Source organism: Paenibacillus tengchongensis (genome assembly GCF_008973665.1).
Lineage (GTDB): Bacteria > Bacillota > Bacilli > Paenibacillales > Paenibacillaceae > Paenibacillus_AQ > Paenibacillus_AQ tengchongensis.
Map to the genome: position 1 here is coordinate 158692 of NZ_WACP01000001.1, position 12380 is coordinate 171071.

At 60.1% G+C, this 12380-nt stretch carries 10 protein-coding genes; 2 read left to right on the plus strand and 8 right to left on the minus strand.

The annotated features are described in order from the left end of the window. Nucleotides 1-3 precede the first annotated feature (3 nt). From F1381_RS00430 to ggt, 8 genes are all read right to left on the minus strand, one after another. On the minus strand, nucleotides 4-1125 hold the full coding sequence (locus F1381_RS00430; protein ID WP_151732864.1) for an ABC transporter permease: 1122 nt from the start codon (nucleotides 1123-1125) through the stop codon (nucleotides 4-6). After that, nucleotides 1122-2654: an ABC transporter ATP-binding protein gene (locus F1381_RS00435; RefSeq protein WP_151732865.1), complete on the minus strand. Its 1533-nt coding sequence runs from the start codon at nucleotides 2652-2654 to the stop codon at nucleotides 1122-1124. Before F1381_RS00435 ends, F1381_RS00430 begins: the two co-directional genes overlap by 4 nt. Nucleotides 2655-2756: 102 nt before the next feature. Then, complete coding sequence (locus F1381_RS00440; RefSeq protein WP_151732866.1) at nucleotides 2757-3935, minus strand: BMP family ABC transporter substrate-binding protein; 1179 nt, start codon at nucleotides 3933-3935, stop codon at nucleotides 2757-2759. A gap of 218 nt (nucleotides 3936-4153) precedes the next feature. Further along, complete coding sequence (locus tag F1381_RS00445; RefSeq protein WP_187355121.1) at nucleotides 4154-4777, minus strand: NTP transferase domain-containing protein; 624 nt, start codon at nucleotides 4775-4777, stop codon at nucleotides 4154-4156. Continuing rightward, nucleotides 4665-5798 carry an XdhC family protein gene (locus tag F1381_RS00450; protein WP_151732868.1) on the minus strand — a complete coding sequence of 378 codons (1134 nt, stop codon included), beginning with the start codon at nucleotides 5796-5798 and terminating at the stop codon, nucleotides 4665-4667. The genes F1381_RS00445 and F1381_RS00450 overlap by 113 nt, the downstream gene beginning before the upstream one ends. Nucleotides 5799-5847: 49 nt before the next feature. Beyond that, on the minus strand, nucleotides 5848-7422 hold the full coding sequence (locus F1381_RS00455) for a PucR family transcriptional regulator (RefSeq protein WP_151732869.1): 1575 nt from the start codon (nucleotides 7420-7422) through the stop codon (nucleotides 5848-5850). A 679-nt stretch (nucleotides 7423-8101) separates the two neighbouring features. Next, nucleotides 8102-9298, minus strand: a complete 1197-nt coding sequence (locus F1381_RS00460) for an amidase (protein WP_151732870.1) — start codon at nucleotides 9296-9298, stop codon at nucleotides 8102-8104. 62 nt (nucleotides 9299-9360) lie between these two features. Then, on the minus strand, nucleotides 9361-10938 hold the full coding sequence (gene ggt / locus F1381_RS00465) for a gamma-glutamyltransferase (RefSeq protein ID WP_151732871.1): 1578 nt from the start codon (nucleotides 10936-10938) through the stop codon (nucleotides 9361-9363). 250 nt (nucleotides 10939-11188) lie between these two features. Here ggt and chrB point away from each other — a divergent pair, with 250 nt between their 5' ends. Both chrB and chrA read left to right on the plus strand, forming a co-directional pair. Beyond that, a complete protein-coding gene (gene chrB / locus F1381_RS00470) occupies nucleotides 11189-11767 on the plus strand; it encodes a chromate efflux transporter ChrB (RefSeq protein WP_281349861.1) in 579 nt (192 codons plus the stop codon). Beyond that, nucleotides 11767-12306, plus strand: a complete 540-nt coding sequence (gene chrA, locus F1381_RS00475; protein WP_151732872.1) for a chromate efflux transporter ChrA — start codon at nucleotides 11767-11769, stop codon at nucleotides 12304-12306. The genes chrB and chrA overlap by 1 nt, the downstream gene beginning before the upstream one ends. The last annotated feature ends 74 nt before the right edge of the window (nucleotides 12307-12380 follow it).

The following is a 12380-nucleotide window of genomic DNA, read 5'->3' on the forward strand; positions in this document are numbered from 1 at the left end:
TTGCTATGCGCTCCGCCGGATGCGGAAGCGGTGAATCATCTCGCCGGCAATCAGGAAGAACAGGATCGCCCCCTGCAGCAGCTCCGAGATGGACGAGGGCAGGCCGATCGTCTGCACGCTGTAGCCGCCGACAATGAGTCCGCCGAACAGCACGGAGGTAATAATCAGACCGAGCGGATTCAGCTTGGCAAGCCAGGCGACGATAATTGCGGTGTAGCCGTAGCCCGGAGAAATCCCTTGCATCAGCTTGTGCGTCACACCGGACACTTCTGCCATGCCGGCGATTCCGGCCAGTCCGCCGCTGATCAGCATGACGATGATGATATGCCGTTTGATATGGATGCCCGCGTATTGAGCAGCGTTCGGATTCGCGCCGATCAGGCGCAGCTCATAGCCCCAGCGGGTGAATTTGATCAGCAGGAAATAGATCAGTACGGCAACCAGGCCAAAGACAAGCCCCAGGTGCAGTCTTGTGGTGCCAAGCACCGGCAGTGACTGCGCCGCCGTAAACATCGGTGAGCCGGGGAAGTTGAAGCCCTGCGGGTCTTTCCATGGCCCGAATACGACGTAATCCAGCGCCAGCAGCCCCACGTAATTCAGCATCAGGGAGGTAATCAGCTCGTTCACCCCAAAATGGGTGCGCGGGATAGCCGTCATAAGTCCCCATAGCCCGCCGGCGGCGGCACCGAAGATCAGCATGAGTGTAATGGCCCAGAACGAAGGCAAGCCGGGAAAATAAATCGTCACCGCCGTAGCGGCCATGGCGCCTACCGTCAGCTGGCCTTCCGCGCCGATATTCCAGACGGAAATCCGGTACGCCACGGCGATGCCGAGTCCGCACAGGAGCAGCGGAATGGCCTTGACGAGCGTTTCCGTGAAGCCGTAGGAGCTGCCGAACGCGCCGCTGAACATTTTCTCGTAGACCGTCCACGGGTTCATGCCGTTGGCGGCGATAAAGATAGCGCACAGCAGCAGCGCCAGAATTACCGACAGAATCGGCGACCACCAAGGCGATCTGGTCCGGCTGGAATCATACTCCAGGCGGAGGGAGAACCGCTTGCCGGATTTCTCCGGCATTGCCTTAGGCTCCAGCACAGCAGTGGTGCTCATATTTTTCGGGCTCATACTGCACTTTCCTCCCTTTGCCGGATTCCGGCCATCATCAGCCCGATCTCTTCTCTGTCCGCCGCTTCATGATCGGTCTCTCCGATAATGGAGCCGCCGTAGATGACCAGAATCCGGTCAGACAGCTGCAGCAGCTCATCGAGATCCTCGGAGATCAGCAGCACCCCGCTGCCCGATGACCGCAGCTCCATCAGCAGCTCGTGAACCCCTGCGGTAGCTCCGACATCAAGCCCCTGCGTCGGATGCACGGCCACCATCAGCTTCGGCTTATGGCTGACCTCGCGGGCGAACAGCAGCTTCTGCTGATTGCCGCCGGACAACTGCTGCACCGGTGTATCCAGCTCCGGTGTCTTGACGTTGAAGCGCTGGACCAGCTCCTGCGACCATGCCCGGTTCCTGGCGGCTTTCAGAATGCCGAATTGGGAATGCTCGCTGCTGCGGTAGGACTTGAACAGCAGATTGTCTACCGAGCCGAGGCGTCCGGCCAGGCCGCTCTTCATGCGGTTCTCCGGCACATGGGAGATGCCGGCGTCAATTGCGCCGCGGACGGAAGCGGTCTTGACCGGCTTGCCGTCAAACACAATCTCGCCGCTCTTCCAGGCTCTCAGCCCGGTCAGCACCTCGGCCAGTTCCTTCTGCCCGTTGCCGGCCACGCCGGCAATGCCAACGATTTCGCCGGAGCGCACCGTCAGCGACAGCCCTTCCAGCGCCTTGCGGCCATGGTCCGCGGTCACCTCCAGCCGGTTGACCGTGAGCAGCGGCTTTCCCTGGACAGCCTCCCGTTCCTGCCGGGTGATGCTTACCTCCCGTCCGACCATCAGGCGGGCCAGCTCCAGCTCACTCGTCTGGGCCGTATGCAGCGTAGCGATCATTTTCCCTTTGCGCATGACGGAAATACGGTCGGAGGAAGCCATCACTTCCTTCATTTTGTGCGTGGTCATAATGACCGTCTTGCCCGCCTTCTTCATCACCCGCAGCGTTTCGAACAGCTGCTCCACCTCGCCCGGTGTCAGGACGGAGGTCGGCTCGTCGAGAATGATGATATCCGCGCCGCGGTACAGTGTCTTGACAATCTCTACGCGCTGCTGCTCGCCGACGGACAGCTGCCAGATCGGCCGGTCCACCGGGAACCGGAGCCCGAACCGCTCGCCGAGCGCCTCGATTTCGGCGTGTTTGTTTCTAATCCATTTGCTGCCCCGCCAGAAAGACGACTTTTCGCCAAGCACGATGTTCTCCGCCGCTGTGAGGGTCTGCACCAGCCGGAAGTTCTGAAAGACCATTCCGACGCCGAGCATGGCCGCATCCTTCGGGGAGCGGATTTTGGCCGTCTGGCCGTGAATGAGAATCTCCCCCTCATCCGCCCGGTATACCCCCGACAGCATGCTCATGACTGTGCTCTTCCCTGCTCCGTTCTCCCCAAGCAGCGCGTGAATCTCACCCGCATTTGCCGAAAAATCGACTTGATCGCTGGCCGTTACCGGACCGAATCTCTTCACAATCCCGCGCATTTCAACTGAATGGTTCTGCATGGTGGGACGCTCCTTTCCTTATACTTGTAGTACGGGTGGGGAAGGTTCCTTAGAACCCGCCCCACCCATAGACATCAGCTGTATGATTTGCCCGGTAACCGGTTAATTGGGAATGTTGCCTTCCACGCCCTCAGCCAGCCAGTTCATCGATAATACCTCTTCATGCGTCAGCGTCTGGCCTTCCGGCACCACGACATTGCCCTGGTTATCGGAGATCGGCCCAGTGAACACATTCAGCTCTCCGCTGATGATCTTCGCTTTGGCATCCTCCACGAGCTGCTTCACATCATCGGGAACCTTGTTGCCGAACGGCGCCAGCTCAACCATACCGTCCGCCATATCGCCGGAATACTGCTCGTTCGTCCACGTTCCGTCCATTACCGACTGCACAGCCTTCACGTAATACGGTCCCCAGTTCCAGACCGGGTTGGTCAAATAATTGTCCGGTGCGTATTTGCTCATATCGGAGTCATTGCCGCCCGCGAAAGCGCCGCGTTCCTTGGCCGCTTCCAGGGTAGCCGGAGAATCCTGGTAGGCCAGCAGCACGTCTGCGCCTTTGTCCAGCAGGCTGATTGCCGCCTGGCGTTCGGTCGCCGGATCATACCAGGTGTTCGTCCAGACGACATCGACCTTGATGTCCGGGTTGACGCTTTGCGCTCCCAGTGTAAATGCGTTCAGGTTATAAATGACTTCGCTGATCGGGAAGGCGCCGACATAACCCAGATGGTTCTTTGTGGTCATCTTGCCTGCCGCAATCCCGCTAAGATAGCTGGCCTGATAGTTCTTGCCGAAGTAGGTGCCCATATTATCGGCTGTTTTGTAGCCGGAAGCATGCATAAATTTCACATTCGGAAACTTTTCTGCCACACTGAGGGTGAAATCCATGTATCCGAAGCTGGTCGCAAACACGATATCATGCGACTGGGCAAGCTGGGTGATGACGCGTTCGGCATCGGCGCTTTCCGGTACGTTCTCCACGAAATCCGCTTTAATGCCCAGTTCTTTCTCCATGTACAGACGGCCCTGATCGTGCTGGTAGGTGTAACCGCCGTCGCCCGGAGGCCCGATGTACACAAAAGCAACCTTAGGCGCTTCCGCCGCCGGCTCGGCCGAAGCCGCCGGTTCCGTTCCAGCCGCTGCATTGCTGGCTGCGGGAGCTTCCGTTGCCGCATTGCCAGCGGAATTGTTAGCTACGTTGTTACCCCCGCAGCCTGTCATAACAACCGCCAGCAGGAACATCAGCACAAAGCTGGAAGTAAATACCTGACCCCTTTTTTTCATAATTTCTCCTCCTCCAGGAACTCTCTTATCATGGCTGAACCATGATTATCTATTACTATACTGAGACACAGCGCTGACGTAAATTTATATAACATAGCTTTGTGCCGGATGATAAGAAGGTTCGGCCTTTTTGTGCTTCATGCACTAGGACGCCTAAAATTAAGCCTAAAATAAGTGATAATTCCTAACATTGAAATGGAAATCAAGGCATTTCGGTGTCAATTTCCATTCTGTTGCAGGCTCCATTGCCGGCTGATTTCCCCGAAATCGGCGGGCGTATCGGCATCCAGAAAGCTGCGGCCCGACTCGGCTTCCAGGATCATCCCCCGGTAGTCTTCATTGCGTAGCAGCGCAGCCGCGCCTTTATCCCCGTCCAGGCCCTGCAGCGCCGTAAACATGGAGCGGGAAAAGAGCGCCGGCGGCATCGCCAGGCCATCGTTCGCGCTGGATACATAATCCAGCTCCGGATTGCGCTTATAGGTATCCGTCAGACGGTTCACCATAGACGCAGTAATAAACGGCTGATCGGCGAGCGCCACGACTACGGCATCCGGCTGCAGCGGCATGACGGCGTTGAGCCCGCAGCGCAGCGAAAAGGAGAGCCCGAGGTGGGCGGTCAGACAGGTCTCCGTGCGTCTAACGCTCCCTTCGGCCGCAGGCGGCAGCCAGGCCAGGTTATCGTCCGCACGGACTACAACGATCAGCGGGGCCAGGCCGCAGCCTTCCAGTTCACTGAGCGCGGCGCTCCCGAGTGAGACCTTCCCGGGCAGCTTCAGCGACACCTTGGGGACGCCCATGCGGCTGCTCTGTCCGGCGGCCAGATAAATACCGGCTATTCTCATCCGGTTCCACTCCTTTCGATAGTTCGGGCGCATTCGCCCGTTTGATCTGGATTAATTCAGCCACAATGCTGACGGCGATTTCCTCAGGACCTTCCGCCCGGATCGGCAGGCCAACGGGTGCATGCAGCGAAGCCGGAGGCTCCACGCCTTCGAGCACCTGTGCAATGCGCGCCTGCGAGCCGATAATCCCGATATACTGCGGCGATGATGGCAGCACGCCCAGCAGAAACTGGCGGTCCCGCTGCGACTGATGGCTGAGAATCAGCACATAATCTGCAGAGGTAACCCGCAGTTTCGCGGCCGCCTCCTGCGGCGGGCAGACGGCCCGCTCGGCATCCGGCAGATACGAAAGCAGCGGACTCCCCTCGCGCCAGTCGGCGACCGCGAGGCGGAAGCCGCTGCTTGCTGCCAGCTCTGCCACAGGCAGCGCGTCAAGCCCGCCGCCGAACAGAATCAGCCGCGGCTTCGGCACGAAGTGCGTACGGAATGCGGCAAGCGGCGCAGACGCAGCAGGCAGTCCGGGAGCCGCCGCTTCCACCGGCACGGGGCGGCACCCGGTTCTCCCGCCCGCTCCGCGCGGCAGCATCTCTTCCGCGTACGGTTCAAGCGTGTAGCGGTAACCTGATCGGGCTGCCGCTTCCCGCCGCAGCGTCAGGCTGCCCCCCTGCTCCAGCTCCCCGTGGATTTCCCGCAGCAACCGCCGCAGTTCGCCTTGCACCGGCTCAAGCACCACCGTAATGGTTCCTCCGCAGCCGACAGCCTCGCCCCAGGAGAAATCATCGGGCGAAGTCATGTCATACACCACCAGCTCCGGCAGGCCGCGCTCCCAGATCTCCTCCGTGCGCAGCTCCAGATCGCCCTCCAGACAACCCGGGCTGAGGCTCCCCAGTCTCCCTCCCGGATAGAAGAGCATCGCCGCCCCCGGCTTGCGGTATGAATGCCCTTCAGCAGCAATCAGCGTAGCCAGTACAGCGGGAGCCTCGTTCTCATAAACATGCCGTACGATATCCTGTGCGCTCATGAAGCTCCCTCCTTTATCATCGCGTTCCCCGTCCCGCAGCAGGCGCTGTTTACTCTCGCTCCAGCATGCCGCGGAAAATAAACAGCAGCTTCAGCCGCAGCAGATCGTCGATTTTTTTGAAATCGACCTCCAGCAGCTCACTGAGCTTCTCAATCCGGTATGTGGCCGTATTGCGGTGGATAAACAACCGTTTGGCCGTCTCGTTGACATGGCCGTCATTCTGCAGATACACCTCAAGCGTGTGCAGCATCTCCCGGACGTACTCCGGCTCCCGGCTCAGCAGTCCTCGCAGCATGCCGTTGCAGTATTTCTCCATCGTCTCCGGCAGAATCTGCTCCAGCATCAGAGTGAGCTCTAGCTGCCGGTAGTGCACCACCTGCCCGCAGCCCTTACGGCGCTGGGCCAACGCCATGCATTCCTTGACCTCGGCAAAAGCCTCCCTGAGCCCTTCCGGCTTGACCTTGACGGCACTGACTGCCGCTCTCGGGTAGCAGCCTTTGTCCGTCTGCAGCTGCTCGAAGCATTGACTGACGGATTCGCCGAGCCCCTCCGTGCCCTGTTTCCCCGACGGGTATAGCGACAGCAGCCCTTCGTCCATCAGAACATGTACAGCCTGCGTATCCTGCAAATCCGGATGTTCCAGCAGCGCCTCCTTGATCCACAGCAGCTCGGCCTGCCGCGCCTCTCCGCTTCCCGCCGTGTCGGTCAGCATCATCTGGAACGGATGGCGCAGCAGCGGAATCTCCAGCCGCTGCGCTGCCTGGGCCAGCTCACTGCAGGAGAACCCTCCCGCGAGACAGCGCCGCAGCAAGGTGCTGAATTCACGTTGGCCGGCATGCTCGAAATAATCTTCAAAGCCGGCATGAATATGATAAGAAATCAGTTCGGCTCCCTGGACGAACAGACTTTCCTCGACAGGGAGCAGTATTGGATCAATACAGCAATATAGCAGATAGCCTGAACACTTCCCGCCTTGAAGCAAGGGGAGGCGGTAGCCCGTCTTGCCGCCGGTGCGGAAGCGCTGGTTCCGGTTCTGCCAGGGCCAACCCTCCAGCAGCTCGCTGCCGGCATGCTCAGTATTGTTATAAATGACATCGCCGCGGGCGCTGATAACCGCCATCCTGCAGCCGATCACCTCGGAGACGGACTCAAACAGCGGGCGGCTGTGTCCGGAGCGGAGCGCAAACCGCATCAGCTTGCGCTGTTTCTCCATGATGCTCTGAAGCATGCTGGTGCTGCGCGTCAGCTCTGCGCGGAACAGGCCGTTCATCTGGTCGGAGAACGTAAACTCAAAGGGCAGCTCGATCAGCGGAAAATTCAGCAACTCCGCCTCGGCTACCAGCTGCTCCGGCACCGCATTCCAGAAGCGGCCCAGCTTGATGCCGAGCGCAGCGGACCCGCGACGCTCCAGCTTCCGGAGCAGGGCGGAGGCATCCTCCAGATTATCCTTGATCAGGTAAGCGGTCGTCAGCAGCATTTCCCCTTCTTTGATCCAATCCGAAATATCCGGCGCGTCCATCACATTGATCGACTTGATAATCCGGTGCTTCCCCTTGGAGCCGGCAATCAGCCTGGCTTCGGACAGCGGATAAATCGACAACGCTTCTTCCACGGTAAGATGCATGCGCCGCCCCCCCTTTTATATACATATTTATATAATCAGTTCGTTTCTTGTGTTACTTTATGTAACATTATAGTTAAAATGAACAGGATTGAGAAGGATAAAGTATTAAAAAATCGCCTTTGTGTAATAAAACTTTACACTAGTCACAAAATATTAATTTTATCGGCAGCCGCTGCAATCTGCGCAATCTTAACGGAGTCTGTCCCCAAGCAGCTTATCCACTGCTCAATCCAATGCACCGGGAAATCGCCTATGAAAATAAGCAGGGCAGCCCTTCTCCGGTTATCGGAGAATCGCCGCTCTGCTCTTTTATTCTGCAGCAGTGCAGTTTGACAGATGGCTGAAGAAGAAGGCCAAGCACCGCACCGCGTACTGAATTAGTAAAGTTTGAACATATGTACGGACCGTACAGTCTTTATTTCAGCGGAAGTAGCGCTGATGCGGACCTTACGGACTGAGATGAAGTTATTGGAGTTGCCGGGACATTTGGATGCGCTATCATTCTTAAATAAGGACACTGGAGTCCGTTAACGCCAGATAACCTATGCAAAAATAATAAATAGAGGCGCCTGAGTCCGTTCAAGTGGGAACGCTCCGCAGGTTGTCCCGCAGGACGCCGAAGGAACTGTGCCCCGCAGCCATTTCATGGCATAAGGGACAGTTCCTTCGAGTCCTGTGTCTATTTCCAGATGCGGCTGATCCAGGAGAGCAGCCGCAAGTCTTCACCGGGGCCGGCGATGACGGACAGGCCCAGCGGATAACCGGCGGGGCCTGTGACGGGCAGGGTAACCTGCGGCAGACCGGCCAGTCCGGCAATGCAGCTGAGCATCATGGCGCCGCTGCGGTTGCGTTCCAGCTGCTCCAGGTCCCCGCCCCGCCGCGGCGCGCACCCGGGGACGGTCGGAACGGCGAGACAGCCGCCTCCGTCCAGCAGCTCTGCCAGCCTCTTGGCAATATCCGACTGCAGCGCCTGCGCAGCGCTGTGATCCTGCCCGTCCAGCCCTTCCGCCCAGGCAAAGCGCGCGGCGATATCCGGAGCGAAGACCGGATTCCGCTCTTTAATCCATGCGCCATGAGTAGCCCAGATCTCCGCCCCCTGCAATTCGCGGAAGGTATCCATCCAAGCCCGCAGCCCTTCCGGAGCGATGGCCGTTCCCTCTGAGCGGTCCGCCCCGGCCATCAGCTTCCGCAGGCCGGACTCCAGGCAGCCGGCATTTTCCGGTTCAAGCAGTTGCCAGGCTTCCTCGGCAATATACAGCCTGTTGATTCCCGGAGGCCGGTCCTTGCCGGCCGTCTCAAGGGGCCGGCTGCGCTCAAGCAGCACACGCCCCACACGCAGCAGCAGCTCCGCGCTGCCGGCCATCCACCCCACCGTATCGAAACCCGGAGCAAGGGGAATCACGCCTTCCATGTCAACAACGCCGTGCGTCGGACGGAAGCCGTAGACACCGCAATAGGCCGACGGGACACGGACCGAGCCGCCCGTATCCGTGCCAAGCGCAAAGTCAGCGCTGCCGGCAGCCACAGCCACTGCCGAACCGCTGGAAGAGCCGCCCGGAATGTGGCCCTCTGCCCGTGGATTGACGGGGGTGCCGTAATGGATATTCTCCCCGCCCAGGCTGTACATCAGCTCGTCGGTATGGGTCGCCCCCGATAGAGCCGCCCCCGCCAGCAGCAGACGGCGTACCGCCGCCGCATGCTCGGGTGCCGGTTCATGGCTGCTGAGCCAATCGGGATTGCCGGCGGACGATCTGTGCCCGGCAACGGCGAACACATCCTTGACCGCAAAGGCCAGACCAGCCAGGTCGCCGCCCCCTTCAGGAGCGACATGCAGATCCGGTGCAATATACGCGCCGTATTTATTGTCTTCACTCATCTTGTTCTCCTCCGCTCCCGGACTTCCGTATTCGCACAGACTTTTCGCGTCTCCTGCGCAGTCTACCATCCGATTGCCGCTCCATCGCAGCGCGGATCGGTTCCGCCGCTGATGGTGCCATCCTCTCCGGCGGCAATGGCGTGGGCATGCCCCATAACGCCGTCGTATGCGCGGACCGGGCGGACCAGATGCCCCGCTTCCGCCAGCGCCGCCAGCACCCGCCGGCCGGCTCTGCGCTCCACCTTCAGTTCCTGCGTCGGCTCGCCCCAGGTCCTGCCCCACACAAAGCGCGGTTCACTAACCGCCGCCTGCGGGTCCATCCCGTAATGCAGCATCCGGGTCAGCAGCAGTGTCTGTGTCTGCGGCTGGCCTTCCCCTCCCTGGGTGCCGTACAGATAGACAGGCTTGCCGTCCCGGCAGGCCATCGCCGGCATTAAGGTATGGAACGAACGCTTATGGGGCTCCAGCGTATTGACATGTGCCGGGTCGAGCGAAAAGAACGAGCCCCTGTTCTGCAGCAGAATCCCCGTATCGCCCGCCACAATGCCCGAACCGAATTCAAAATACAGGCTCTGGATGAAGGAGACCGCATTGCCGTCCCTGTCGACCACTGCGGCGTAAGCCGTGTCCCGGCCGACCGGTTCACTTTCCAGCGCCGCTGCACGCTCCGGTGAAATATGCGCTGCGAGCGCAGCCGCGTAAGCTTTATCCAGCAGCTGCTGAACCGGAACCGGTGTGAAGGCGGGATCGCTCAGCACGCGGTCCCGGTCGCGGAAGCTCAGCTTCAGCGCCTCGGTGAGCAGGTGATAATATTCATAGGAGCCGTGCTTGATTGCGGCGAAATCAAAGCGCTCCAGTATATTCAGCGCCATCAGCGCCGTAAAGCCCTGCGAATTGGGCGGCGCCTGATAAACCCGCAGCCCGTGGTAATCGGTGCTCACCGGCTCTGTCCACTCGCCGCAGTGGTCCGCGAAATCCTCGCGGGCCAGATAGCCGCCCTCCGCCAGCATGAAGCGGCTGATCTCCGCCGCGACCGCCCCCTTGTAGAAGGCGTCGCGTCCGCCTTCCGCAAGCAGCCGCAGCGTCCCGGCCAGCTGCGGCTGCCGGAACTGCCGCCCGGCCGGCGGAACCGCGCCGCCGGGCAAATAAATCGCCGCCGCCGCAGGCGCCAGCGCCGCGCCGGCCAGCCGGCTGCCGGCGTGCTGGTCGGGCGACAGCGGGAACCCCCCGGAGGCGTAGCCGATCGCCGGCTCCAGCACCTCCGCGAGCGGCATGCGGCCGTACTCCGCCAGCACGGCCGCCCAGCTGTCCGCCATTCCCGGCACGGTAATGGCGCTGCGGACGCCCCGGTGGGGGATACGCCCCTCACCGGCGTAGCTGTCCCGGCGGACGGCGTAGGCCGAACGTCCGCTGCCGTTGTAGACCCGCACGCGCGCTTCGCCCGCGCTGTACGTCAGCCAGAACGCATCGCCGCCCAGTCCGGTCATATGCGGATATACCACTGCCAGCGTAGCGCTGACGGCTACGGCCGCATCGAAGGCGTTCCCGCCCCTGGCCAGAATCCGGGCCCCGGCTGCCGAGGCCAGGTAATGCGGGCTTACTACCATTGTCTGTGTGCCGATTACCGGTCCGTTTGTCATGACGCTGATGGCTCCCTTCGATTCAATCAGATTAACGCCATTTAACTGCACCGGGAAATCCGCTGTCAATTACGGGAAGAGGATTGAGCAAAATCAGGCCGTATTTTTGTGAACCATGCACAAAATTTGGCCGGCCCGCTTCCGCCCGTATAGTACCCCGGAATGGAAATGCATAAAATGGACTCAAAAACCGGGAACTGATTCATCCTATGGGGTAAAGAGAACTGTGCACAGCTGAAGGAGGTCCGTCTTGAAAAACAAAAATAATCCCTATGCAGAGCTTGCGGTGTCCATGATCCGTACCGGAATCCTCGGCTACGGCGGAGGTCCGTCCGTAATCCCCCTGATCCGGCACGATGCCGTCGCCCGTTACGGCTGGCTGACCGACGAAGAATTCGGGGAGACGCTGGCCATTGCCAACGCACTGCCCGGACCGATCGCCACCAAGATGGCAGCTTATTTAGGATACCGGCTCAAGGGCGTCAAAGGCGCGGTGTTGTCCGTGCTTGCGCACATCCTGCCCAGCTCTCTGGCCATGCTCCTGCTGCTCTCGGCCGTCCACTATCTGGCCGGCTCGAAAGCCGTCGCCGGCATGATCGCCGCCGTCTCGCCCGTCATCGCCGTAATGCTCGGCATAATGGCCTATGAATTTGCCCAGAAGGCCTTCAAGGGCCTCGGCGCCATTGCCGGAATCGTCAGCCTCGCATTGGCGCTGCTGCTGCTGGAAGTGCTGCATATCCATCCCGCCATTGTAATCGTGCTGTTTCTCGGTTACGGTACAGTGCATTACCGCATCCTGGCAAAACGGAACAAAGGAGGAACCGCCTGATGGAATGGCTCGAACTGCTTTACGGTTTCTTCATGGCGAATGTCCTGGGCTACGGAGGCGGCCCTTCCTCTATTCCGCTGATGTATGAAGAAATTGTGCCTCACTACGGCTGGCTGACAGATGAGGAGTTCTCCAATATGCTGGCGCTGGGCAACGCCCTGCCCGGACCGATCGCCACCAAAATCGCCGCCTATGTCGGCTATGATGTGCTCGGCTGGCTCGGGCTCACCCTGGCGCTGCTGGCGACCGTGCTCCCTTCCGCGGCTGCGCTGATCGTTCTGCTGAATGTGCTGCAGAAATACAAGCAATCCAAGGTAGTCAAAGGCATGACGCTGCTGGTGCAGCCGGTCATTGCTGTCATGATGGCCGTTCTTACCTTTCAAATGGCCGAGAGCCCGGCCGATTCCATCGGGCTATGGCAGACGCTGATCATCGCCGCAATCGCATTCGTGGCCATGCAGAAGTTCAAGCTTCATCCCGCCCTGGTGATTGTCGCTGCTTTCGTTTACGGCGGGCTGGTGCTGCGTTATACCGTGTAACGGTCCGGTCTGCTGCGGGTTCGCGTTTAAAGCCGGCCTTCCTCCAGCCGGCCGGGGCCTGCATTTTGAGTGTT

Bases quoted from the DNA above. Each gene is read 5' to 3' on its own strand.
- chrA (WP_151732872.1), top strand. From the start codon at position 11,767: ATGGAATGGCTCGAACTGCTTTACGGTTTCTTCATGGCGAATGTCCTG.
- F1381_RS00450 (WP_151732868.1), bottom strand. From the start codon at position 5,798: ATGAGCGCACAGGATATCGTACGGCATGTTTATGAGAACGAGGCTCCC.
- F1381_RS00455 (WP_151732869.1), bottom strand. From the start codon at position 7,422: ATGCATCTTACCGTGGAAGAAGCGTTGTCGATTTATCCGCTGTCCGAA.
- F1381_RS00435 (WP_151732865.1), bottom strand. From the start codon at position 2,654: ATGCAGAACCATTCAGTTGAAATGCGCGGGATTGTGAAGAGATTCGGT.
- F1381_RS00440 (WP_151732866.1), bottom strand. From the start codon at position 3,935: ATGAAAAAAAGGGGTCAGGTATTTACTTCCAGCTTTGTGCTGATGTTC.
- F1381_RS00445 (WP_187355121.1), bottom strand. From the start codon at position 4,777: ATGAGAATAGCCGGTATTTATCTGGCCGCCGGACAGAGCAGCCGCATG.
- F1381_RS00430 (WP_151732864.1), bottom strand. From the start codon at position 1,125: ATGAGCCCGAAAAATATGAGCACCACTGCTGTGCTGGAGCCTAAGGCA.
- ggt (WP_151732871.1), bottom strand. From the start codon at position 10,938: ATGACAAACGGACCGGTAATCGGCACACAGACAATGGTAGTAAGCCCG.
- F1381_RS00460 (WP_151732870.1), bottom strand. From the start codon at position 9,298: ATGAGTGAAGACAATAAATACGGCGCGTATATTGCACCGGATCTGCAT.